Genomic DNA, 23,155 nt, shown 5'->3' on the forward strand with positions numbered 1-23,155 from the left:
GGATTCCACAGTGCGGGTGGAGGGGTGTCGTGGCGAGCTTTCAGTGCCCTTCGTGCGGCCGGGAGATCAAACCGGCGGTTCGCTGCCCGCACTGCGGTGCGCACCAGCCACAATGGGCCGAGCACCTGGCGGAGATCGAACGATCCATCGCGGAGTTGAAGGCCCGCGAGGCCGCCATTGCCAGCGAACAACGGCAGCTAGCCGCGAAGATGCAGGCCGCGCTCTTCCAGCGGGACATCCTCTCGCACGCCGGCAGCCAGGGGGACGAGCGGATCCGGCAGGCCACCCGCCCCCGCCGCGTGCTACGCCGCCGGCCGCCGCGCCGCCCAACGTCCGAGGACGCCTCGCCGCCCCGCGACGGTGCGACCCCGCCGCCCCGGGTACCCCGGCAGGGCGCGGCCGGCACCCAGGGGCCACCGCCACCGACCGAACCGGTCTGGCTGGACGCCGACGATCCTGAGCACCCGCCGGAGGCCTCCTCCCGGGAGGTCCAGAACATCCCGCTCGGTCTCGGCGCGCTGCTGCTCGGCGTCGCCGCCGTGGTGTTCGCCGTGGTCGCCACCAGCTCGATGGACGCGTTGGCCCGGCTGGGCATTCTGCTGATCGCGACGGTGCTCATGCTGCTCGCCCCGCCGGTACTGGTCCGGCGCGGGCTGACCTCCACGGCCGAGACCATCGCCGCCGTGGGTCTGCTCCTGGTGCCCCTCGCCGGGTACGCATTGTGGGCCGTGGACCGGATCGGCAACGGCGGCGCCTCCGGTGCCGTCTTCGCCGGCGTGATCTTCGCGGTCACCGCTGCCGTCGCGGTCGGCTACGCCGGGTGGACCAGGCTGCGCGCGCCCCGGTTCGCCACCGTGCTGGCCGCCCAGCCAGTGGTGCCACTGCTCGCGTACGACCGGATCACCGGTCCGGCGGGCTGGGCGCTGGTGCTGACCGTGGTGGCGCTGCTCGACCTGTGGTTGGCCCGCTCCCCGGTCACCGTGGAGCAGCCGGTCACCGACGGCCCCGGCCGGTCGGGTGCCCCCCGGCAGCGGTCGGCCCAGCAGAGCCAGGTTGACGGTAGGCCGGAGGCGGCGCCGGAGGAGAGCGGCGAACTGCTGGATCCCGTCGGCGGCAGCGCGACCGCGCCGACCCGACCGGTGCCGGGGTTGCGGGAACTGACCTGGGTGCTGCACGGGGTGGCGGTCGCCCTCGCCCTGGCGTACGCGGTGACCGCCCTGCTGCGGACCACCACCGTGCCGGGCGCGACCGGCGCCGGCCTGGTGCTGCTCCTCGCCGCCGCCGTCTGTCTGGCCGGGACGCTTGTACTCCGCCGCCCACCCCTACCCGACCTGGGCGCGGGTGTGTTCACCCTCGCCGTCATCGGCGCCCTGGGGCGGATCGCCTCGGTGGCGTTCCCCGGCCGAGCCCTGCTGTTGATCGCCCTGGTCATCACGGTCACCGGTCTCGCGGTCCGGGCGGTACCCGAGTCCGCCCGCCGGGGACCACAACTGGCCTCCGCGGTGGCGCTCACGGTCAGCGGGGTGGTGGTCGCCGGCAGCGCACTGCGTGCCGGCATCGCCCCGATCCAGGCGGCACTGCCGGCCTGGGCGGCGGACCTCGACCGGTACCCGGCCGAGCTGGCCGCCGCCGTGGGACCGGCCGCCTGGCAGCTCGCGGCCAGCGCCTTCCTGCTGACCGTGGCCGCGGTGCTGGCCCTACCCTCGGAGATCCGCCGCGAGTTCGCGGTGACCGGTGCCGCGCTCACCGCGCTGGCCGTACCGGCCTCCTTCGGGCTGGCCTGGACGTACGCGCCGTGGCCGATGGTGCTGACCGCGATCGGCATCGGAGCGGCCGGCCTCTCCGCCCGGACCTCCCGAGCCGCGTTGGCGCACGCGGTGGCCGCCGCCACGGTCGGGCTGGCCGGTGCCGGCGCGGCCCTCGCCCGGCCGGCGTTGACCGCCGCCGTGCTGCTCACCCTCGTCGTGGCCGGCACGCTGATCGCCGCCGCTCCCCGGATCCGGCTCGCCCCGGCGGCGGCGGACACCGTCTCGGCCTGGGCCGCCGGAGGTGCCGCCTTCGCGCTGCCCGGAGCGGTTGCCGCCTTCGTGGCAGCGACCCTGCCGGTGGATGACACGCCGACCCCGGCGAGCCTGCGCGAGGCGACCGTGCCGGTGCTCGCGGCGAGCTTCCTCGCCGTGTGTGTCACGCTCGGTTACGCCGCCCTCGTGCAGGTGTCGCAGCGTCAGATCCCGGTCCCGCTGTCGGTGGGCACCGGTCTGGGCGCGTTGCTGGTCGCCGCGGCCGGATTCGGCGCACCGGGGGCCACCGTGGCGGATGCCTGGGTCGGCGCGCTGCTGCTGGTCGCCGCAGTACTCCTCTTCCTGGCTCCCTCGATCGACACCAGCCGCCGTTCCGATCTCACCCTCGACGGCTCCGACCTGGCGACCGCCGCGGTGACCGCCGCGCTGGTCGCCACCCTGCTGCGGATCGGCACGGTGCTCGCACCGAGCGGGCAGCTCGCCGTCGCCGCCGCGCTGGTCCTGATCGTCGCCGTGGCGGCCCGGGCGATGCCCGAGGAGTGGCGTCGCGGGCCGGTGCTCGGCCTCACCATCGGTGGCGTGCTGATCGGGCTGTTGGCCGGCTGGATGGCGCTGCGCGGTGGTCTCGGTGTGCTGGCCACCCCCGGCCCGATCTGGAACGGCGACCTCAGCGGTTGGCCGGCCGCGCCCACCGGCGGCACGACGTGGCAGGGCCCGATCGCTCTGGTGCTGCTCGCGATCGCGGCGGGGATTCTGCTGCCACCACCCTGGCGCTACGACGTGGCCGGCGTGGCGGTGGTGCTCGCCACCATCGGCGCTCCCGCCGCGTTCGACCTTGCCTGGTGGTCGCCGGTCCTGATCGGCGGCATGGTCGCCACCATCTTCGGGATGGCCGCGGTCGCCACGATCGATCCTCGGGCGGCGCTGTCCCGGATCACGGTGGCCGGGGTGGTCGCGTTGCACGCGGCCGGCGCCGGCCTGGTGCGGCCGTGGACGACCGCCCTGGCCCTGGGCAGCATCGTGCTGATCGGCGCGGTGGTGGCCGCGCTGGCCCGTAACCTGGCCGAGCCGCTCGTCGAGGACATCGAGGCGGAGGGCATGCCGCCGCACCTGGCGCAGATCGGTGGTGCGGGTGTGGGCGCGGCGCTGTTGGCGTTGCCGGGTGCCACCGCCGCCCTCGCCGTCGAGTTCGGCCACGCCCCGCAGGTGGTGCTCACCGCCGGCCTGGCCGCATCCAGTCTCGGCCTGGCCGCGGTGGCGGCGGCCCGTCGGCAGGTTCCCCAGTACCTGCCCTGGGCCAGCGCCGGGGTGGTCGGCGGGGCGAGCGTGACCGCGCTCGCCGCCGTCCCGATCGCCGTGCCCGTCGGTGTCTACGCCGCTGCGGCGGCACTGCTCGGTGTGCTCGCCGAACTGGTACGCGGGGCGACCGAGCCGCCGGCCGGCGCGGCTCAACCGGTGCGCCGTTGGACCGTGCTGCTGGACGGGGCGCTGCGCCGACTGCCCGACGACAACCGGCGCCGGTGGCGGGTCAGCCCGGCCGCCGGTGCGCTGGCCGCCGCCGCCGTGCCGACCGTCCTGGCCCTGGTCTCCATCGCACCAGCGCTGATCGCGGCCCTCGTCGACCCGCACCGCACCGTCGGCCGGATCTGGCAGGGGCCACCAGCGGTCCTGCTCGACCCGCCGCCGGCAGCGGTCAACCCGACCCATGTGCTCACCGCGTTGCTGCTCACCGCGACGGCGGCCCTGGCCGCGACCGGGTTCAGCGGTGGCCGCCGGTCCCGGGCCGTGCCGGTGGTGCTGCCCGGCGCCGCCGTCACCCTGCTCATCGCCCCGATCGCGCTGGGCGGCGGCTGGCCGACGAGCACCCTGTCGGCGCTGGCGGTGTTCACCATCTCGATGCTGGGGCTGGCGCTGACGCCGCCACCGGCCCTGGTGGAACGGGCCCGCTCGTTGCGACTGGCCCGGGTGCTGGTCTTCCTGATCGGGCTGGCGGCGGGCGGGGCCGGCCTCGCCGGCAGCCTCGCCACCCGGGAGCTGACCCTGTTCACGCTCGGTGGTGCGGTCGGGGTCGGGCTGGTGGCCGCCCTCTACGGCCTCACCTCCCGGGCCCGGCTGCTCGGCTGGCTGTTCGCCTCGCTGATGGCGCAACTGTTCGTGCTCACCGCCGGTCTGGTGGCCGGGCTCGCCCCGGTCTGGTCGGCGTTCGGGGTGCTGGCGGTCGGCGCGGCGTTGCAGGTCTTCTCCGCCACTCTGCCCCGGCTCCGCCGTCCGGAGGCACGTCGCGAGGCGGCGACCGTGGAGTGGAGCGGCCACGCCGCCGCGCTGATCGCCCTGGCGCTGGCCTTCGACTCACCTCGGCACATCGCCGCACTGCTCGCCGCCTGGGGTGCGGTCCTCGGCCTCGCGGCGACCCGGCCAGGCCGCCGGCCGGCGGAGCGACGGATCCTGTTCTGGGCGGTGGTGCTCTGCGAGATCACCGCCTGGTGGATCCTGATGCGGGTCGCCGAGGTGGCCCTGCCCGAGGCGTACACGCTGCCGTTCGCCGCGCTGGCCCTGCTGGTCGGAGTGCTTGAGCTACGGCAGCGCACCGACCTGAGTAGCTGGGTGGCGTACGGACCGGCGCTGCTCGCCGCGTTCGTGCCGACCCTGGCGATCGTGCTGGCCACCGATTCGAGCACCATGCGCCAGGTGCTGCTGCTCCTCGGTGCGGTCGCGGTGCTGGTCTTCGGCTCGATGACCCAGCAGCAGGCACCGGTGATCGTCGGTGCGGTGGTCACCGCCATCGCGGCGGTGCACGCGCTGTTCAGCCTCGGACCGTGGCTGGCGCTGATCCCGGTCGGCTTCCTGCTGCTGATCCTCGGCGCCAGCAACGAACGTCGACGCCGCGCCCAGGAACGCCTACAGACCGCGCTACGCGGCATGCGCTGAGTGTGGCGTCAGGCCAGGGAGGCGCGGAGTGCGGCGTCCTTTTCGGCGACCAACTGCTCCAGGTCTGCCTGGTACGCCGACATCCGGTCGAGCAGGGCGCGGTCGGCGGTGGCGAGGATGCGGACGGCGAGCAGCCCGGCGTTGCGGGCATTGCCGATGGACACGGTCGCCACCGGCACACCGGCGGGCATCTGCACGATCGACAACAGCGAGTCCATGCCGTCGAGGTGCTTCAACGGCACCGGCACGCCGATCACCGGCAGCGGGGTCACCGAGGCGACCATGCCGGGCAGCGCCGCCGCGCCACCGGCCCCGGCGATTATCACCTTGAGTCCCCGATCGGCGGCCGCCCGACCATAGTCGATCATCTTGACCGGGGTGCGGTGCGCCGAGACCACCTCGACCTCGTACGACACCTCGAACTCGGTGAGCACCTCGGCGGCGGCCCTCATCGTCGGCCAGTCCGAGTCGCTCCCCATGATCACACCGACCGTGCTCACGCCGCTTGTACCTCCGGTGTTCCGTCCCGCAGCCAGCGGGCGGCCCGGGCAGCCCGGGCGCGTACCTCGTCCAGATCGTCACCGAGCACCGTGACGTGCCCGATCTTGCGGCCGGGGCGCACCTGCTTGCCGTACAGGTGGACCCGGGCGGTCGGCTCGGCGGCGAAGAGGTGGTGCAACCGCTCGTCGATCGACATGCCGCCGGGCTGACCACCGAGCACGTTCGCCATCACCACCACCGGGGCGGTCAACGAGGTGTCGCCCATCGGATAGTCCAGCACCGCGCGCAGGTGCTGCTCGAACTGCGAGGTCCGGGCGCCCTCGATGGTCCAGTGCCCCGAGTTGTGCGGACGCATCGCCAGCTCGTTGACCACCAGCCGGCTACCGTCCGGCACCGTCGGGTCGGCCACCTCGAACAGCTCCACGGCCAGCAGGCCCACCACGCCGAGGGCGATGGCCAGGTCGATGGCGAGCTGCTGCGCAGCGACCGCCAGTTCCTCGGCCAGGCCGGGGGCCGGGGCCAGCACCTCGACGCAGATCCCGTCGCGTTGCACGGTCTCGACGACCGAATAGACCGCGACCTGCCCGAACGGCGAGCGGGCCACCTGCACGGCCAGTTCCCGGCGCAGCGGCACCCGTTCCTCGACGATCAGCTTCGTGCCACCGGCGAGCAGCGTCTGCGCCAGGTCGGTCGCGGCGGCCTGGTCGGTGACCGGCCAGACTCCCCGCCCGTCGTACCCGCCGCGGGCGGCCTTGAGCACGACCGGCCAGCCGACCTCGTCGCCGAAGGTGAGCAGTTCGGCGGGGGACGCGACCGGTCGCCAGCGCGGGTTGGGCGCGCCCAGGGTGTCGAGCCGCTCCCGCATCACCTGCTTGTCCTGGGCGTGCACCAGGGCGGCGGCGGGCGGGAACAGCTTCACGCCCTCGCCGGTCAGCGTGCGGATGTGTTCGGTAGGGACGTGCTCGTGGTCGAAGGTGACCACCTCGCAGCCCTTGGCGAAGGTACGCAGCGCGACGAGGTCGGTGTGGTCGCCGTACTGGACGTCGGCGGCGACCAGGGCCGCCCCGTCGTCCGGGGTGAGCGCGAGCACACGCAGCGACTGGCCGAGGGAGATCGCAGCCTGGTGGGTCATCCGGGCCAGTTGGCCGCCACCCACCATGCCGACAACGGGCAGACCGGTACGGGAATCCATAGCGGCGTCAGCCTAACCGGGCCGGTCCCGGCACCGACCGGCGGATCCGGCTCAACGCAACTGCCCCACCAGCTCCTCGACACCGGTCACCGGTCGCTGGCAGACGAAGCCCCGACAGACGTACGCGGTGGCCCGCCCGTCGACAAGTGGACGGTCGGCCAGCAGCGGAACCCCGGGCCGGTCCGGGGGGCCCGCCACGATCACCGCGCCGGGTGGGGCGTGCCGGTACGCCGCCGCCACCAGCGGGTCGCCCGCCGGATCCTCGGTCGCCACCGCGATCTCGTACGGCCCGGAGAGCAGTGCCTCGCCCACGGTCGCCGCGTACCCGGTGAAGCGGGCGTGCCGCCCGACGATCGGCGCGACGGTGGACAGGGCCGCCTCGGCGGCCTCGCGGTAGCGGTTCTCCCCGGTCAACGCCGCGTACGCGACGAGGGCGGCGACGATCGCGGACCGACCCGAGGGGGTGGCGTTGTCGGTCGGGTCCGCTGGCCGGGCGACCAACTGCTCCGCGTCGTCGGCGGTGTCGTGGAACGCTCCGCCGGGCGCGGCGAAGTGGGCCAGCGCCGCGTCGATGAGCTGACCGGCCAGGTCCAGCCACCGCCCCTCGCCGGTGACCTGGTGCATCGCGCAGAACGCCTCGGCCACACAGCCGTAGTCCTCCAGCACTCCGGCCGGATCCCCGACCCGGCCGTCGCGGGAGGCGCGGCGCAGCCGACCGTCGACGACGTGCACCCGGGCGAGGTACTCGGCGGCGTCCCGCATCGCACCGTCGGCCACGATCGTGACCCCCTCCAGCAGGTTCGCCTCACCCTCGGTGCCGACCCGGCCGGTGGTAACGACCAGCCGGACGAACTCCGCCAACGCGGTGATCGCCAACCCGTTCCAGGCGGCCACCACCTTGTCGTCGCGCGCCGGCTGGGGTCGGGTGTCCCGGACGGCCAGCAGTCGGCGGACCACCACCTGCCAGCGTTCCCGTACCGCCGGATCGGCGTCGTCGACGTCCCGCGCCAGCCGCAGCACGCTGGTGCCCTCTTCGAAGCTGCCGGCATCGGTCACCGCGAACAGGTCGGCGGCCCAGCGGCCGTCCTCCTCGCCCAGCGCCTCGACCAGTTGGGCCGGCGTCCAGACATAGGTCAGCCCCTCGACCCCCTCGGTGTCCGCGTCCAGCGCGGAGGCGAAGCCCTGCCCTGGCCGGTGCAGCTCGTCGGCGAGGAACCGGGCGGTGTCCCGGGCCACCCGCAGTGCCAGCGCGTCGCCGGTGAGTCGCCACAGCTGGGTGTAGACCCGCAGCAGCAACGCGTTGTCGTAGAGCATCTTCTCGAAGTGCGGCACGGTCCAGTGTCCGTCCACCGAGTACCGGGCGAAGCCGCCGGCGAGCTGGTCATGGAGGCCGCCACGGGCCATCGCCTCGCAGGTGTGCCGGACGATCTCCAGGCTCCGCGCCGAGCCGGTGCGCTGGTGGTGGCGCAGCAGGAAGAGCAGGTTCATGTGCGGCGGAAACTTCGGCGCCCCACCGAAACCACCGTTGACCTCGTCGTACTCGCTGGCCAGCTGGTTCGCGGCGACGTCGAGCAGCTCGGCGGTGAGCGGGGCGGTGGGGCCGCCGACCGCCTGGGCGCCGCCGATCGCCTCCACCACCGCGGCGCCCTGGCGCAGCACGGCCTCACGCTGGTCCCGCCACGCGGTGCCGACCGACTCCAGCAGCCGGACGAAGTTCGGACGGGGAAAGTACGTGCCGCAGAAGAACGGGGTGCCGTCCGGCGTGGCGAAGACCGTCATCGGCCAGCCGCCCTGACCGGTCATCGCCTGCGTCGCGGTCATGTAGACCGCGTCGACGTCGGGCCGCTCCTCACGGTCCACCTTGATCGATACGAAGCCCTCGTTCAGCAGCTTGCCGACCGCCTCGTCCTCGAACGACTCGTGCGCCATGACGTGGCACCAGTGGCAGGCCGAGTAGCCGACCGAGATCAGCACCGGCACGTCCCGCCGTTTCGCCTCGGCGAACGCCTCATCGCACCAGGGCCACCAGTCCACCGGGTTGTCGGCGTGCTGGAGCAGGTACGGACTGGTCGCCTCCGCAAGTCGATTCACCCGACGACCATATCCAGCCCGGCATCCGGTTGCCGGTCGGACGTCAGGAGGCGCCGTCGGCGCGGAGGGGGAGGACGTTCGTGGGGGCGGCGTCGCGTAGGGAGCCGAGGACGGCGGCGATCTTGTCGGCGGGCATCGGCTTGAAGAAGTGGTAGCCCTGGGCGGCGGTGCAGCCCAGCTCCGCCAGCGCGGAACGCTGCGCGGCGGTCTCCACCCCCTCGGCCACCACCCGCAGGCCCAACTGGTGGGCCAGCCCGACGGTGCTGCGCACGATGGCCGCCGCCTGGGGTGAGTCGGCCATCTGGAGGACGAAGGAGCGGTCCACCTTCAGCTCGTCCACGGTGACCCGGGTGAGGAACGCCAGCGACGAGAAGCCGGTGCCGAAGTCGTCCACGGCCAACTGCACGCCCATCGACCGCAGCGTGGTGAGCACCTGGTCGATGACCTCCAGGTCGCTCATCACCACCGTCTCGGTGATCTCCAGGACCAGCCGGTCCGCCGGCACCTGGTGCCGACGCAGCGCCTCGGCGATCTCCGCCGGCAACCTCGGATCCAACAGGCTGCGGGCGGAGAGGTTCACCGAGATGGGGACGTCCAGACCCTCCCGGGCCCAGTCGGCGGCCACGGCGAGCGCCTTGTCGAGCACGTAGCGGGTGAAGGCGCCGAGCTGTTCGCTGTTCTCCACCGGCCGGATGAAGTCGGCGGGCCCCAACCAGCCCCGCCTCGGGTGCCGCCAACGAATCAACGCCTCCACGCCGGTCGGTGCCCCGGTGACCAGGTCCACGGCCGGCTGCAACACGAGCACCAACTGGTCGTCGGCCTGCAACGCCTCGCGCAGCTCGGCGAGCAGGGCCAGCTGGTCGGTGCTGGCCGCGTCGCGTGCCGTGTCGTACGCGGCCACGCTGACGCCACCCGACTTGGCCTGGTACATCGCGATGTCGGCCCGGCGCAGCAGCTCGGTCAGGTCGGCGGTGCCGGCCGGGGCCACCACCACCCCGACGGAGACCTCGACGGACATCCGCACCCCGGCCACCTCGGTGGGGGCGGCCAGCCGCTCGGCGATGTCCCGGGCCTGACGCAGCGCGTACGCCATGGGCGCGGCGCGGTCGCCGACCACCGGGACCGAACTCAGCAGCAGGGCGAACTCGTCGCCACCCAGGCGCGCCAGCAGGTCACCGGAGCGGGCCAGGGCACCCAGCCGGTTGGCGGTCAACCGCAACAGCTGGTCGCCGGCGGCGTGCCCGAGGGTGTCGTTGACCTCCTTGAACTGGTCGATGTCCAGCAGCAGCAGGGCGACCGGATGGTCGTGGGCCAGCTGCCGCAACGCCTGGTCGCCCTTGCCGAGCATCGCCGCCCGGTTGGCCAGGCCGGTCAGCGGGTCGTGCACCGCCTCGTACGAGGAGCGGGCGGTGACCAGGCGCAACTCCCGGTGGGTGGCGGCATCGTGCAACGCCGCGGCGAGGGCGTCGGCGAAGGCGGCGTGGGCGTCGCGTTCCCGACCGGTGGCCGGCGCCGTACGGGGAAAGCGCACCCGCAGGCGGCCCACGCGGGTATCGCCGACCGACAGGTCACGGACCAGTTCCCCCGGTTCAGGCTCGTCGCCGCCGGGCGGAGCGATCTCCCGGTCGACCACCTGACCATCCGGGTCGCCCCGGTAGCGACGCCACCGACCGTCCCGCCGGGCCACCTCCACGTCGACCAGGTCCGCCTCGAACAGCGTCAGCGCTCCGGTGACACCCGCCGTGGCGACACCCCGCTCGTCGAGTTGGTTGAGCGCCTTCATGGCCTCGGCGAGCGATCGCCAGGTACGCCGATCGCGGTCCTCCCGCAACCGTTGCCGGTAGGTCTGCTGCAGCAGCCACAGCGGAGCGGGCAGCAACAGGAGCCAGCGTGGGTCGATCTCGATCAGCACCACCACCAGCACGCCGACCACCACGTTGCCGACGAACATCAGCAGCTTGCCGCGCAGCGCGGCGAGCAGTGGGCGTCCGATCGGGATGCCGTGCCGCAGCGCCAGCATCACCCCTCCCAGCCAGGCGCTGGCGAGTAGATAGGCGAGGGCGCCAGCGGCCACCGCGAGCGTGAGTGCCGGGGTCGGACCGGCGAGCGTCGGCTGACCAAGGGCGGTGGTGACCGCGACCGCCAGCGCGGTGGCGGCGGTGTGTGCGCTCGCGATTCGGATCACGTCCCAGGTGGCGCGGCCCTCGTCCACCAACGAGAGGGCCGTCCAGGCGAGCGCGACGCCGAGCAGCGCGGCCCCGGGCAGCCAGCCAGGTGGTACCAGGTAGAGGCAGACGACCAGGGCGGCTTCGGCCCAGGTGACGCTCACCACGCCGGCCGCGGCGCGGAACCGGAGCCGGGCCAGCTGGGACAGGGCGAAGAGGGCGACCGCGAAGCCGAAGCGGGCGGGCCCGCCGAGCGGATCGTCGACCGGCAGCCCCACCGGCAGGCTCAGGCCCACCACCGTGGCCACCAGCGCGGTGGTCACGACGGCGGCGGTGAGCAGGTGCAGCCCAGTCGGCGTACCACGGCTCCGGGGCCGGTCGAGCGGTTGACCGGCCCTGCCGGAGGTCACCGACCCCCTCCCGCCGACCCGGAACAGGCCACGCGGCGGGCGGATACGACTGCGGTGGTCATCGGCGCCCCCTCCCGCGCAGCTTGAGGACTTCTGGTCCCCCCGGCGGAAGGCTAAGCCAAACCCGATGGTCGCAACAGGGGTCGACCATCCGGTTCGACGTGAATCATGCTCCGATCAGCCGTCGCGGCGCTGCTTGCGCCCGTTGGGAGCATCCGTGGATGAATCCTCCGTCACGATCCCACCTGTCGGATCATCGACCGAGCGGTCCATCGACTCCGTGCCGGGTGCCGTCGGCCCCTCGGTCGGGAACCGGTCCGGAAGCCGGCGCAGGCGGGCGTTCATGTTCCGGATCAGCAGCACGGTGGCGGCACCGAGGACGAGGATGAGGAACAAGCCCATCGGCCCGGCGAGGCCACCGGTGCGGGTGTCCCCGAAGTTGTTCTGGGCGAGCACCTGAGCAGCGGTCAGCATGGGATTCCTCCGGGTCGCGGTGTGCGACCAGGGTAGCCCGCCGCCCGCTCAGCGGGCATGGGCCGTACCTCGTACGCCAGCGAACAGGTCCGACTCCGGCATCGGGCTGTCGACCGACGACCGGACCAGCTCGAAATCCTCCGTCGGCCAGGCGCGCTGCTGCAACTCCATCGGCACCTGGAACCAGAAGCCGTCCGGATCCACCTGGGTGGCGTGCGCCCGCAGGGCGTCGTCGCGCACCGGGAAGTACTCGGCGCAGGGCACCCGGGTGGTGATCCGGGGCCCCTTGTCCGGCCGGTCCTCCCAGCGGGTCAGCCACTCCGCGTACGGCGACTCGGCACCGGTCGCGAGCACGGCCTCGTGCAACGCCAGGATCTTGCCCTTCGAGAAGCCGATGTCGTAGTAGAGCTTGAGCGGCTGCCACGGCGCGCCCAGTTCCGGGTAGCGCTCGGCATCGCCGGCCGCGTCGAAGGCCGCCACGCTGACCTTGTGGCACATGATGTGGTCCGGGTGCGGGTAGCCACCCTCCTCGTCGTAGGTGGTGACCACGTGCGGACGGAACTCACGCGTCAGCCGCACCAGCGGGCCGGCGGCCACGTCCACGTCCTGGAGGGCGAAACAACCCTCGGGTAGCGGCGGCAACGGATCGCCCTCGGGCAGACCGGAGTCGACGAAACCCAGCCATGCCTGCTCGATGCCGAGGATCGCCCGGGCCGCGTCCATCTCGGCGCGACGGATCTCGGCGATGTTCGCCCAGACGTCGGGACGGTCGAGCTTGGGGTTGAGCACGCTGCCCCGCTCACCGCCCGTACACGTCACGACCAGCACGTCCACCCCCTCGGCGACGTACTTCGCCATCGTCGCGGCGCCCTTGCTCGACTCGTCGTCGGGGTGCGCGTGAACGGCCATGAGTCGAAGTTGCTCTGCCAAGGTCGGCGCTCCTCGTCTCTGCCCACCGGCGACCCACCCCGGGCCCCCGTTGACCTGCCGGATTCCTCCCCGTAGCGGCACCGGACCGCGCCGGCCTGTCATATTTGACCCCAGCCGTACGCGACGCTGAGCCAGATCTGGCGACCGAGTCGAACAGGAATGGCGGACTCTGCCATTCTTGCCGATACCGCTGACAACAACGCCAGGGAGATACCCGACGGTGACCGAGACGCACGCCACACTTGGACCGGACGCGCCGGTTTTCCCAGCCGGCCGATACGGCCGCCGCCGCGCGCCGCGGCGCCGCCGCCCGGTGCTGGCCGCGCTGCTCGCCGTCGTCGTGGTCGCGACGCTCACCGTCGTCTCGGTCCGGCTCTACCGGCAGTACGGCGATCCGGCGTACGACGCCCAGGTGATCAGCTACGGCGACATCACGGACGACCAGGTGGTGGTCGACTTCCGGGTGAACCTGCCGGACGGTGGCTCGGCGGTGTGCGTGCTGCGCGCCCGGGACCATGCCGGTGCCGAGGTGGCCCGCGAGGAGGTGCCGGTGACCGCCGTCGCCGGGCAGCCTCACGTCACCGTCCGGCACCGCCTCGCGACCACGGCGCGGCCGTTCATCGGTGAGGTCGTCCGCTGCCGGCCACCCGTCTGAGGATCGACGACGCCCGGCGTGATCGCCGACACTCCTTGTCGTAGGGCACTGGTAACTTGGAGGTTCACCTGTCAGCCAGCACGCACAACCGAGGAGGACCGCCTGTGTCCAATGGCAACGAGGCGCCCGCCACCTGGCTGTCCCAGGACGCGTACGACCGTCTGAAGGGCGAGCTCGACGAGTTGATCGCCAACCGGCCGGTCATCGCCGCCGAGATCAACGCCCGGCGTGAGGAAGGCGACCTGCGCGAGAACGGCGGCTACCACGCCGCCCGCGAGGAGCAGGGCAAGGCCGAGGGGCGCATCCTCTACCTGAAGGAGCTGCTCCGCACGGCCCAGGTCGGCGAGGCGCCGACCGTCGACGCCGTGGCGCCCGGGATGGTCGTGACGATCTACTTCGACGACGACGCCGACGACACAGAGACGTTCCTGCTCGGCTCGCGTGAGATCGCCTCGACCACGGACCTGACGGTCTACAGCCCCGAGTCGGCCCTCGGCCAGGCGATCCTGGGCGGCAAGGCCGGCCAGGCCTGCACCTACACCGCTCCGAGCGGCGCCGACATCAAGGTGACCGTGGTCAGCTTCGAGCCGTTCTCCGGCTGACCGTCGTCATCCGCCGGCCGGGCCGGCAATCCGATCGTCCAGAGGCGTGACGCCACCGCGTCACGCCTCTGGTGCGATGGTCACCTGGTAGCCACTGGCCCGCAGGGCGCTGATCAGCATGTCGGAGTGTTCGACGCCACGGGTCTCCACCGACAACGCCACCTCCACCTCGCCGAGGCGTAGGTGCGGGTTGGCCCGCTGGTGCACCACGTCCACCACGTTCGCCCGGTGCTCGGCGATCTCGCTCAACAGCGAGGCCAGCTGTCCGGGCCGGTCCGAGCAGCGCACCGTCACCCGCAGGTAGCGACCTGCCGCCGCCAGTCCGTGCTCGATCACGCGCAACATCAGCAGCGGGTCGATGTTGCCACCGGAGAGCACCACCACCGCCGGCGCGGTCACCTCGACAGCACCGGCCAGCAGGGCGGCCACGCCAACCGCCCCGGCCGGCTCCACCACCTGCTTGCCGCGTTCGAGCAGCATCAGCAGCGCCCGGGAGATGTCCTCCTCGGAGACGGTGACCATGTCGTCGACAAGCTTGCGTACGTGGCTGAAGGTGACGTCGCCCGGCCGACCGACCGCGATGCCGTCCGCGATGGTGGTGAAGGCCGGCAGCCGGACCGGCTCGCCCGCGACAAGTGACGGCGGGAAGGCCGCCGCACCGGCCGCCTGCACCCCGATCACCCGAACCTCCGGCCGGAGCGCCTTGGCGGCAACCGCCAGCCCGGAGATCAGTCCTCCCCCGCCGACACCGGTGACGATCGTGGTCACCTGCGGGCACTGCTCCAGGATCTCCAGCGCCACCGTGCCCTGCCCGGCGATGACGTCCCGGTGGTCGAACGGATGGATCAGCACTGCTCCGGTGCGCTCGGCGAACGTCTGCGCCGCGACCAGAGACTCGTCGACCGTGGCACCGATCAGCTCGACCTGGGCGCCGTATCCCTTCGTGGCCGCCACCTTCGGCAGTGGCGCGTTCACCGGCATGAAGACAGTGGCGTGGGTGCCGACCAGGCCGGCGGCGAGCGCCACCCCCTGTGCGTGGTTGCCGGCGCTGGCCGCGACCACACCCCGGGCACGCTCCTGCGCCGACAGCCGCGAGATCCGCACGTACGCGCCGCGCACCTTGTAGGACCCCGCCCGCTGGAGATTCTCACACTTGAGCCAGACCGGCCCGCCGAGCGCGGCACTGAGCGGGCGGGACGGCTCCAGCGGAGTGGTACGGACGACCCCGTCGAGCAGGTCCCGGGCGGCGCGCACCTCGTCCAGGCTGACCAGTTCCGTCATGCCTAGATCGTGCCACCCGCCCCGTCCGGCGTCGGCGACGCCCGACCCGGAACAGCCGGCAGCGGACCGTTGGGCGGTACCGGTAACGGCACGGCCCGGGCCGGATCCGGCGATGCGGCCATCGTCATGCCGGGCAGGATCGGGCCGGCGGGCATCGACCGTGCGATTCGGGCGGTCTGGGCAGCGGAGATGCTCTGGATCAGCACGATCAACGAACCTCCCGCCACCGTGCAGAAGATCGCGGGCACCAGGTACTCACCGGTGGCCGTCAGATAGTGGTCGGCGTACGCCTGGAAGTCGGACGAGGTCTGCGGGTACGGCAACGCCTCGTACTCGGCGGCGGCGGAGCGCGCGAACATCCGTTCCGCGAAGAGGAACACCAGCCAACTGCCCCACCACACGTGCACGAGTACCGGGGTACTCAGCCGCCAGAGACTCTCCCGGGCGATGTTGCCCACCACCCGGTGCGGCATCACGAAGTTGACGAACGGCACCAGCCATCCGGCGATCGCCCACCCGTCGGAGTTGGTGGGCCCGGCGCCCGGAAAGGCGTCCAGGTTCGTCCGGGCCCGCCAGGTCCAGACGATCACGAGCACGATCGCGACCAGGAACGCGACCTGGTAGAGCAGTGCCGCCGCCAGTTCCAGCACCCCCGCGGTGAGCAGGAACGTCTCGCTGTCGCGGGTGTCGGCCGCCCGCTCGGCGAGCAGCGCGTTCACCGGCTGGACGGCCACCGTCAACAACAGGAACGCGGTGGTCGCGGCGACGGCGACCGAGGCGGCCCGACCGACGCCCCGGACCGGTCGCACCCGGGCACCCGGGTGCAGGGCCGGCGCACCGACCGGCGTGCGGCAGGTCGGGCATTCTCTGGTGCGTACGTCGGTCTCGGTGTCGCAGGTGTGGCAGAGCATGCTCGGCGGTCCTCCCCTGTCGCGGTGCCGGGGAGCCTAGATGATCAAGCGTTGGCTGGCCAGCCCGTTCCGACGTGCGGGTATCCGGGTGCGTGCCGAGGCCACGGGTTCGCCATCTCGAACTGACCGGCGACGCCGAGCAGCAGCAGTTCCGAGCCGGGTGGTCCGACAAGTTGCACGGCGAGCGGCAGCCCGTCCGGGCGGCGGCCCACCGGCACCACCAGGGCGGGCAGGCCGGCGATGTTCCACGGCGCGGCGTAGGGCGCGTACCGGATGCTGGCCAGCATGTTGGCCTGCCAGGAGCGGGTCGACCAGCTTGCCGCCGGCGGCGGCGCGCTGGCCAGCGCCGGGGTGAGCAGCAGGTCCACCGAGTGGTCGGTGAAGAAGCCGATCGACCGCTCGCGCCAGGCCGACCGGTCGGCCTCCCGGACGTACCCGCGCCGCCAGGCCCACTCGCCGAGGGTGACGTGCCGGCGGCTGCGGCGTTGCAGGGCCCGTCGGTCGACCCCGGCGTCACGCACGTCGGCTGCGGCGGCGGCGAACCAGGTGGCGACGCCCTTCAGGCCCAGCGACGTCGGGTACACCGGGTCGGCCGGTACCGTGTCGTGCCCGGCACCGGCGAGCAGCCGACCGGCGGCGGCGACCGCGTCCCGGTTCGGCGCATCGGGTGAGACGCCCCGCACGGGCGATCGCAGCGACACCCCGACCCGCAGCCGCTGCGGTGGTACGAGCTTGCTCTGGGCACGGCCGGCGAGCACCTGGAAACCGACCGCCGCGTCGGCGACGGTGGTGCTGAGCATGCCGTGCTCGGTCAGGCCGAACCAGTCCTCCGCGCCGAGCTGACAGGGCACCACCCCGCGACCGGGTTTCAGGCCGACCAGCCCGCAGCAGGCGGCCGGGATCCGGATCGAGCCGAGACCGTCGTTGCCGTGGGCGATCGGCACCAGTCCGGCAGCCACGGCCGCGGCCGCACCACCGGAGGAGCCGCCCGGGGTGCGGGACAGGTCCCACGGGTTGCGGGTGACGGCGGTCTCGTCGTCGGTGCTGCCCCACAGGCCCAGCTCGGGCATCCGGGTGACGCCGAGGATCACCGCGCCGGCTCCGCGCAGTCGGCGAACCACCTCGTGGTCGGCCTCCGCCACGGGGGTACGGACGGCGGCGGAACCGTTCCAGGTGGGCACACCGGCCACCGGGGTGTTCTCCTTGACCGCGACCGGCACCCCGGCCAGCGGGAGGTTCGCCAGGTCCTCCTGCTCGTCGACCTTCTCCGCCTCGGTGACCGCCTCCCCGCCGCGTACCGCGCGGAACGCGGCGAGGTCGACGTCGGTCTTGGCGACGTGGTCAAGGTGGTCGGCAAGCACCTGGGTGGCGGAGACGTCTCCCCGGCGTACCCCCCGGGCGATCTGTTTGGCGGTCGCCCCGACCCAGGTCGGCATGATGTCCTGCACGGCCACCCTCCCAAGCCAGCGGTCAGCCCAGCGCCTGCTCCAGATCGGCGAGCAGGTCTTCGACCGTCTCGATGCCGACAGACAGTCGCACGAGATCGGAGGGAACTTCAAGCGGCGAGCCGGCAGCACTCGCGTGTGTCATCCGACCGGGGTGTTCGATCAGGGATTCCACCCCACCGAGGGACTCGGCGAGCACGAAGAGCCGGGCCCGGTTGCAGATCTCGACAGCGTGCTCCTCACCCCCGGCCGCGCGGAAGGAGATCATGCCGCCGAACCGGCGCATCTGCTTCGCCGCCACCTCGTGCCCTGGGTGCGTGGGCAGACCCGGATAGAGCACCTGACCGACCTTGGCATGCCCGTCCAGGTACGCCACGATCCGTTCGGCGTTGTCGCAGTGCCGGTCCATGCGTACCCCGAGGGTCTTGATACCGCGCAGGGTCAGCCACGCGTCGAACGGACCGTTGATCGCGCCCATCGCGTTCTGGTGGTAGCGCAGTTGCTCGCCGAGGTCGGCGTCGGCCGCCACCAGCGCGCCACCGACCACGTCGGAGTGCCCGCCGACGTACTTGGTGGTCGAGTGCACGACCACGTCCGCGCCGAGCGTGATCGGCTGTTGCAGGTACGGCGAGGCGAACGTGTTGTCGACCACCAGCAACGCCCCGGCGTCGTGCGCCACGGCGGCCAGGGTGGCGATGTCGGCGATGCCGAGCAGCGGGTTGGTCGGGGTCTCCACCCAGACCACCTTCGTGACGCCGGGCCGGATCGCGGCCCGCACGGCGTCCGCGTCGGAGACCCGGGCCGGGGTGTACGCCAGACCCCACCGCTCGGCGACCTTGGCGAAGAGCCGATACGTGCCGCCGTACGCGTCATCGGGGATCACCACGTGGTCGCCCGGACCACACACGGTACGCAGCAACGTGTCCTCGGCGGCGAGACCGCTGGCGAAAGCCAGGCCGACCTGGCCGGCCTCCAGCGCGGCCAGGCACTCCTGGAGCGCGTCCCGCGTCGGATTGCCGGAGCGGCTGTACTCGTAGCCGAGCCGTGGCGCGCCAACCGCGTCCTGGGCGTACGTGCTGGTCTGGTAGATCGGTGGGATCACCGCGCCGGTGCGGGCCTCGGGGTCCTGGCCGGCATGGATGGCGAGCGTCTCGAAGCCATGGGTCATTCCGCAGACGTTAGTCCTCCCGCCCGTCCCACCGTATGAAACCCACCCTGCCGGCCGGCTGGGTCATACTGGGCCGATGAGTCCGACGGAAACGCTGGCGTCTCGCCTGGCCGGCGCGGCCGACCGCATCCCGACGTCACTGGACCAGCTCACCGGGCCGGAGTGTGGCCACGTCGTACTGCCCCTGCGCTTGGCCTGGTCGGGTCTCACCGAGTTCGACATCGCCGATCCGCGGCAACGACTGACTCTGTACCGGACGTTGCTCGACTGCGGCCAACGGGACGATATCGTCCGCTACGTCAACGCGACGCTGCTCCGTAACGACTGGCCCCGCATCAGGCGGCTCACGTCAAGGCGTCTCGTGGCGATCTGGGAACGTCGGCTTCCCGAACTCGTTTCCTGAGTGTGGATGAACTACACCTTCGACTGCTGCGCGTCGGCTTCACTGCTGGCGACGACCTCGGGCTCGTCCTGGCTGGCGGCTACGCCCTCGCCGCCCACGATCTCGTCAAACGACCGTCCCGGGACATCGACTTCGCGACAGCCACCACCCTTCCGCTACCGGCCGTGGCCGCGCGCCTTGTCGATGCGTACGTCGCAGCCGGATTCGACGCCCGCATCATCGAGGCGACCGCACGGATGGCACGGTTGATGGTCACCGCCACGGGCCAAGCCTGCGAGGTTGACCTGTTGAAAGAGGCGATCGGGCCACCCGCCGCGCTCAACCTTGGGCCCGTTCTCGCCTTCGACGACGCTGTGGGCCTGAAGATGCGAGCGCTTCACGAACGCGCTGCGCACCGTGACTACATTGACATCCACGCCGCCAACGACCGGCTCCCTCGGCCCGACCTGGAGTCCCTGGGTGCCCGACACACGGTCGGATTCTCGTTGGAGGAGTTGGCTGACCGGCTCGGCGCCATCGGTGAGCTGGACGACGAGACGTTCACCGCGTACGGGCTGACGGACCCGAGGATCGTCGAGCTACATGGCTGGGCTCTCGGCTGGGAGGCGGACATCCGGTCCCGGCTGGCGAACGGAGAGACCGGTCCGGTCCCGGTCGTCGGCGAGGAATGGGACGCGTACCTCGACCGCTTGTGACGAGCGGGCGGCGGCACCCGGTCCGGCTTAACCTGGCCGGATGGCGGGGTGTGTGTTCTGCGGGATCGTGGCCGGTGCGGTGCCGGCGTTCCAGGTGACCGACGAGCCGGACGGGGTGGCGTTCCTCGACACCCGGCCGGTGTTCAAGGGGCATGTGCTGGTGGTGCCGCGCACCCATCTGGTCACCCTCGCCGACCTGCCGCCGGAGTCGCTGCCCGGCTACTTCGGGTTGGTGCGGCGGATCGCCGTGGCGGTCGAGTCCGGTCTCGGCGCGGGCGGCACGTTCGTGGCGATGAACAACCGGGTGTCCCAGTCGGTGCCGCACCTGCACACCCATGTGGTGCCCAGGACCAAGGGCGACGGGCTGCGTGGCTTCTTCTGGCCGCGTACCCGCTACGCCGACGACGCCGAGGCCACCTCGTACGCGGGCCGTGTCCGGGCGGCGCTGGCGGCCTGACGGCGCACGACGCGGGTAAGGAAGCGGGGTCCGCCGGTGTTGCACGCGGGGAAGGGTACGAAAGGAGTTCCACCGTGTTCCTCCGCCGCATGAAGGCCGAGATGATCTCACCTGACCGGGCCCTGCCCGGCCGTCCCATCGCGATGCCGGTGGCCGACCGGCACGAGGTGCTCGGGACCCCGCTGAAGGGCCCGTTCCCCGAGGGCTACCAGGTCGCCGTGTTCGGTATGGGGTGTTTCTGGGGAGCCGAGCGCCTGTTCTGGACGCTGCCCGGCGTCTTCACCACCTCCGCGGGGTACGCGGGTGGTTACAGCCCCAACCCGACCTACGAGGAGGTCTGCTCCGGGATGACCGGGCACGCCGAGGTGGTCGAGGTGGTGTACGACCCAACGAAGATCAGCTATGAGGACCTGCTGAAGGTCTTCTGGGAGAACCACGACCCGACCCAGGGCATGCGCCAGGGCAACGACGTGGGCACCCAGTACCGGTCCGCGATCTACGCCAGCACGGACGAGCAACTGGCGATCGCCGAGGCGTCCCGAGAGGCGTTCGCGCCGATCGTGGCCCGGGCCGGCAAGGGCGAGATCACCACGGAGATCGCCCGACTCGGCGACTACTACCTGGCCGAGGACTACCACCAGCAGTACCTCGCGCCGACCAAGAACCCCAACGGCTACTGCAACCACGGTCCGAACGGGCTGAGCTGCCCGGTCGGCGTGGCCCGTACCGCAGGCTGAGCAGGGCAACGCGCCCAAGCGCCCTTGGCAGCCGGCCCGCCGAAGTCGGCGGGCCGGCTGCCGTCGCGTGTGCGGGACCACCGACCCCGTGGTCACGCCCATGCCACACGTATTGCGGCATTCGTCACACCCGGCGCCGCTTCGCAAAGGCCGCAAGTGTCACGAGGTAGGTAGGAAACGACCCAACACTCGGCGTGGGATGTCACCTGCTTGATCGCGGGGCGCGGATTCTAGCAATGCTGTTACACGACCGTCATGGTCTCAACAGGCTAATCGCAACATCCTCTGGCAGCATGGGCACACATGTGCGGACTGGCTGGGGAGTTCCGACGGGACGCGACGCGTGCCAACGTCGCAGCGGTGGAACGAATGGCCGCCACCATGTGCGATCGGGGGCCGGACGACAGCGGGGTGTGGTCACAGGGGGCGGTCGCCCTCGGCCACCGGCGCCTGAAAATCATCGACCTGTCGGCGGCCAGCGGCCAGCCGATCGTCGACTCCGCCGCCGGTCTGGCCGGCGTCTTCAACGGCTGCATCTACAACTACCGCGAGCTGCGTGCCGAGCTGCAGGCCAAGGGCCACCACTTCTTCTCCACCGGGGACAGCGAGGTCGTCGTCAAGGCGTACGCCGAATGGGGGCTGGACTTCGTCGACCACCTGATCGGCATGTTCGCCGTGGCGATCAGCGAACGGGACACCGGCCGTCTGGTGCTGGCCCGGGACCGGCTCGGCATCAAGCCGCTCTACCTCGCCGAGTCCGCCGGCGTGGTGCGCTTCGCCAGTACCCTGCCGGCGCTGCTGGCCGGCGGCGGGGTGGACACCGGCATCGACCCGGTCGCCCTGGGCCACTACCTCAGCTTCCACAGCATCGTGCCGCCGCCGCGCACCATCCTGCGCGGGGTCACCAAGCTGCCACCGGCCACCGTGCGGGTCTACGAGGCCGACGGCCGCAGCCACGAGCGGGTCTACTGGGATCCACCGTTCCTCCGCCGCGACGAGCACGCCGGCTGGTCCGAGCGGGACTGGCAGGACGCGCTGCACGAGTCACTCACCACCGCCGTACGTCGGCGGATGGTCGCCGACGTACCGGTCGGCGTGCTGCTCTCCGGTGGCCTGGACTCCAGCCTGGTGGTCGCCCTGCTGGCCGGGGAGGGGCAACGCGGGCTGTCCACCTTCTCCATCGGCTTCGACGCCGTCGGCGGCCGTGAGGGCGACGAGTTCCGCTACTCCGACGTGGTCGCCAAGACCTTCGACACCGACCACCACCAGATCCGGGTCGCCGCCCAGGATCTGGTCCCGCCGCTGGAGGCGGCCGTCGCGGCCATGAGCGAACCCATGGTCAGCCACGACTGTGTCGCCTTCTACCTGCTCAGCCAGGAGGTGTCGCGGCACGTCAAGGTGGTGCAGTCCGGCCAGGGTGCCGACGAGATCCTGGGCGGCTACCACTGGTACCCGCCACTGGCGCAGGTCGGTCGGGAACAGGCCCTCGACACGTACGCCCGGGCCTTCTTCGACCGCGACGGCGCCGGCCTGGCCCGGGTGCTCAACCCCGACTGGCTCGCCGACGGCGATCCGGCGCGGGAGTTCGTCGCCGCGCACCTGGCGCGGCCGGGCGCGCAGACCGCGGTCGACGCCGGCCTGCGCATCGACACGCAGATCATGCTCACCGACGACCCGGTCAAGCGGGTCGACAACATGACCATGGCGCACGGGCTGGAGGCCCGGGTGCCGTTCCTGGATCACGAGTTCGTGGAACTGGCCGCCGCCTGCCCGCCGGAGTTGAAGCTGGCGCAGGGCGGTAAGGGTGTGCTGAAGGAGATCGGCCGTCGTGTGCTGCCGCACGAGGTCATCGACCGGCCCAAGGGTTACTTCCCGGTGCCGGGCCTGACGCACCTGGAGGGCAAGCTCCTCGACCGGGTACGCGACGCGCTGTCCGCTCCCGAGGCCCGCCGCCGCGACCTGTTCCGCACCGATTACGTCAACGCCCTGCTCGACGCGCCCAACGCCGAACTGACCCCGTTGAACGGAAACAAGCTGTGGCAACTCGGACTCCTGGAAATGTGGCTCCAGAGCCACGGAATCGACTGAG

18 protein-coding genes are annotated in these 23,155 nt (G+C 72.2%); 8 read left to right on the forward strand and 10 right to left on the reverse strand.

What is annotated here, in order from left to right; translation table 11 throughout:
- Positions 1-29 precede the first annotated feature (29 nt).
- Complete coding sequence (locus tag O3597_RS20725) at positions 30-4,949, forward strand: permease (RefSeq protein ID WP_281602139.1); 4,920 nt, start codon at positions 30-32, stop codon at positions 4,947-4,949.
- An 8-nt stretch (positions 4,950-4,957) separates the two neighbouring features.
- Here the strand turns inward: O3597_RS20725 and purE are convergent, their stop codons facing one another.
- From purE to mca, 6 genes are all read right to left on the reverse strand, one after another.
- Positions 4,958-5,449 (reverse strand): 5-(carboxyamino)imidazole ribonucleotide mutase, encoded by a 492-nt coding sequence (gene purE, locus O3597_RS20730; protein ID WP_281602140.1) that lies wholly within the window; start codon positions 5,447-5,449, stop codon positions 4,958-4,960.
- A complete protein-coding gene (locus O3597_RS20735; protein ID WP_281602141.1) occupies positions 5,446-6,642 on the reverse strand; it encodes a 5-(carboxyamino)imidazole ribonucleotide synthase in 1,197 nt (398 codons plus the stop codon). Before O3597_RS20735 ends, purE begins: the two co-directional genes overlap by 4 nt.
- Before the next feature lie 51 nt (positions 6,643-6,693).
- Positions 6,694-8,733, reverse strand: a complete 2,040-nt coding sequence (locus tag O3597_RS20740) for a thioredoxin domain-containing protein (protein ID WP_281602142.1) — start codon at positions 8,731-8,733, stop codon at positions 6,694-6,696.
- A 43-nt stretch (positions 8,734-8,776) separates the two neighbouring features.
- Entirely contained in the window at positions 8,777-11,245 is a 2,469-nt protein-coding gene (locus O3597_RS20745) for a bifunctional diguanylate cyclase/phosphodiesterase (RefSeq protein WP_281604600.1), read from the reverse strand.
- 240 nt (positions 11,246-11,485) lie between these two features.
- Positions 11,486-11,782, reverse strand: a complete 297-nt coding sequence (locus O3597_RS20750) for a hypothetical protein (RefSeq protein WP_164446060.1) — start codon at positions 11,780-11,782, stop codon at positions 11,486-11,488.
- A gap of 48 nt (positions 11,783-11,830) precedes the next feature.
- Positions 11,831-12,712: a mycothiol conjugate amidase Mca gene (gene mca / locus O3597_RS20755; RefSeq protein ID WP_281602143.1), complete on the reverse strand. Its 882-nt coding sequence runs from the start codon at positions 12,710-12,712 to the stop codon at positions 11,831-11,833.
- 220 nt (positions 12,713-12,932) lie between these two features.
- Between mca and O3597_RS20760 the strand changes: the two genes are divergently transcribed.
- Positions 12,933-13,367 (forward strand): DUF4307 domain-containing protein, encoded by a 435-nt coding sequence (locus O3597_RS20760; protein ID WP_164446062.1) that lies wholly within the window; start codon positions 12,933-12,935, stop codon positions 13,365-13,367.
- A gap of 104 nt (positions 13,368-13,471) precedes the next feature.
- Positions 13,472-13,969 (forward strand): transcription elongation factor GreA, encoded by a 498-nt coding sequence (gene greA, locus O3597_RS20765; RefSeq protein ID WP_164446063.1) that lies wholly within the window; start codon positions 13,472-13,474, stop codon positions 13,967-13,969.
- Between the two features lie 60 nt (positions 13,970-14,029).
- Here the strand turns inward: greA and ilvA are convergent, their stop codons facing one another.
- Genes ilvA through O3597_RS20785 form a run of 4 tightly spaced genes read right to left on the reverse strand, consistent with a single transcriptional unit; the run spans position 14,030 to position 18,774 of the window.
- The gene (gene ilvA, locus O3597_RS20770; RefSeq protein WP_281580106.1) at positions 14,030-15,250 is read right to left on the reverse strand and encodes a threonine ammonia-lyase; all 1,221 of its coding nucleotides are present in this window, start codon (positions 15,248-15,250) and stop codon (positions 14,030-14,032) included.
- A 2-nt stretch (positions 15,251-15,252) separates the two neighbouring features.
- Positions 15,253-16,161 carry a DUF4328 domain-containing protein gene (locus tag O3597_RS20775; RefSeq protein ID WP_281602144.1) on the reverse strand — a complete coding sequence of 303 codons (909 nt, stop codon included), beginning with the start codon at positions 16,159-16,161 and terminating at the stop codon, positions 15,253-15,255.
- A 44-nt stretch (positions 16,162-16,205) separates the two neighbouring features.
- Positions 16,206-17,615: an amidase family protein gene (locus O3597_RS20780; RefSeq protein WP_164446066.1), complete on the reverse strand. Its 1,410-nt coding sequence runs from the start codon at positions 17,613-17,615 to the stop codon at positions 16,206-16,208.
- Between the two features lie 16 nt (positions 17,616-17,631).
- Positions 17,632-18,774 (reverse strand): cystathionine gamma-synthase, encoded by a 1,143-nt coding sequence (locus O3597_RS20785; protein ID WP_164446067.1) that lies wholly within the window; start codon positions 18,772-18,774, stop codon positions 17,632-17,634.
- A 76-nt stretch (positions 18,775-18,850) separates the two neighbouring features.
- Between O3597_RS20785 and O3597_RS20790 the strand changes: the two genes are divergently transcribed.
- From O3597_RS20790 to O3597_RS20810, 5 genes are all read left to right on the forward strand, one after another.
- Positions 18,851-19,177 (forward strand): hypothetical protein, encoded by a 327-nt coding sequence (locus tag O3597_RS20790; protein ID WP_164446068.1) that lies wholly within the window; start codon positions 18,851-18,853, stop codon positions 19,175-19,177.
- A gap of 2 nt (positions 19,178-19,179) precedes the next feature.
- On the forward strand, positions 19,180-19,872 hold the full coding sequence (locus O3597_RS20795; protein ID WP_281602145.1) for a nucleotidyl transferase AbiEii/AbiGii toxin family protein: 693 nt from the start codon (positions 19,180-19,182) through the stop codon (positions 19,870-19,872).
- 40 nt (positions 19,873-19,912) lie between these two features.
- Positions 19,913-20,329: an HIT family protein gene (locus O3597_RS20800; RefSeq protein ID WP_281602146.1), complete on the forward strand. Its 417-nt coding sequence runs from the start codon at positions 19,913-19,915 to the stop codon at positions 20,327-20,329.
- A 74-nt stretch (positions 20,330-20,403) separates the two neighbouring features.
- Complete coding sequence (gene msrA, locus O3597_RS20805; protein WP_164446071.1) at positions 20,404-21,066, forward strand: peptide-methionine (S)-S-oxide reductase MsrA; 663 nt, start codon at positions 20,404-20,406, stop codon at positions 21,064-21,066.
- A gap of 303 nt (positions 21,067-21,369) precedes the next feature.
- Positions 21,370-23,154, forward strand: a complete 1,785-nt coding sequence (locus O3597_RS20810) for an N-acetylglutaminylglutamine amidotransferase (RefSeq protein WP_281602147.1) — start codon at positions 21,370-21,372, stop codon at positions 23,152-23,154.
- Position 23,155: the final 1 nt, after the last annotated feature.

This window comes from Verrucosispora sp. WMMA2044, from assembly GCF_027497155.1.
GTDB lineage: Bacteria > Actinomycetota > Actinomycetes > Mycobacteriales > Micromonosporaceae > Micromonospora > Micromonospora palythoicola.

Excerpts from the sequence above, each read along its gene's own strand:
- O3597_RS20810 (WP_281602147.1), top strand. The coding sequence starts at position 21,370 with ATGTGCGGACTGGCTGGGGAGTTCCGACGGGACGCGACGCGTGCCAAC.
- ilvA (WP_281580106.1), bottom strand. The coding sequence starts at position 15,250 with ATGACGGAACTGGTCAGCCTGGACGAGGTGCGCGCCGCCCGGGACCTG.
- O3597_RS20790 (WP_164446068.1), top strand. The coding sequence starts at position 18,851 with ATGAGTCCGACGGAAACGCTGGCGTCTCGCCTGGCCGGCGCGGCCGAC.
- O3597_RS20735 (WP_281602141.1), bottom strand. The coding sequence starts at position 6,642 with ATGGATTCCCGTACCGGTCTGCCCGTTGTCGGCATGGTGGGTGGCGGC.
- O3597_RS20800 (WP_281602146.1), top strand. The coding sequence starts at position 19,913 with ATGGCGGGGTGTGTGTTCTGCGGGATCGTGGCCGGTGCGGTGCCGGCG.
- O3597_RS20785 (WP_164446067.1), bottom strand. The coding sequence starts at position 18,774 with ATGACCCATGGCTTCGAGACGCTCGCCATCCATGCCGGCCAGGACCCC.
- O3597_RS20750 (WP_164446060.1), bottom strand. The coding sequence starts at position 11,782 with ATGCTGACCGCTGCTCAGGTGCTCGCCCAGAACAACTTCGGGGACACC.
- O3597_RS20775 (WP_281602144.1), bottom strand. The coding sequence starts at position 16,161 with ATGCTCTGCCACACCTGCGACACCGAGACCGACGTACGCACCAGAGAA.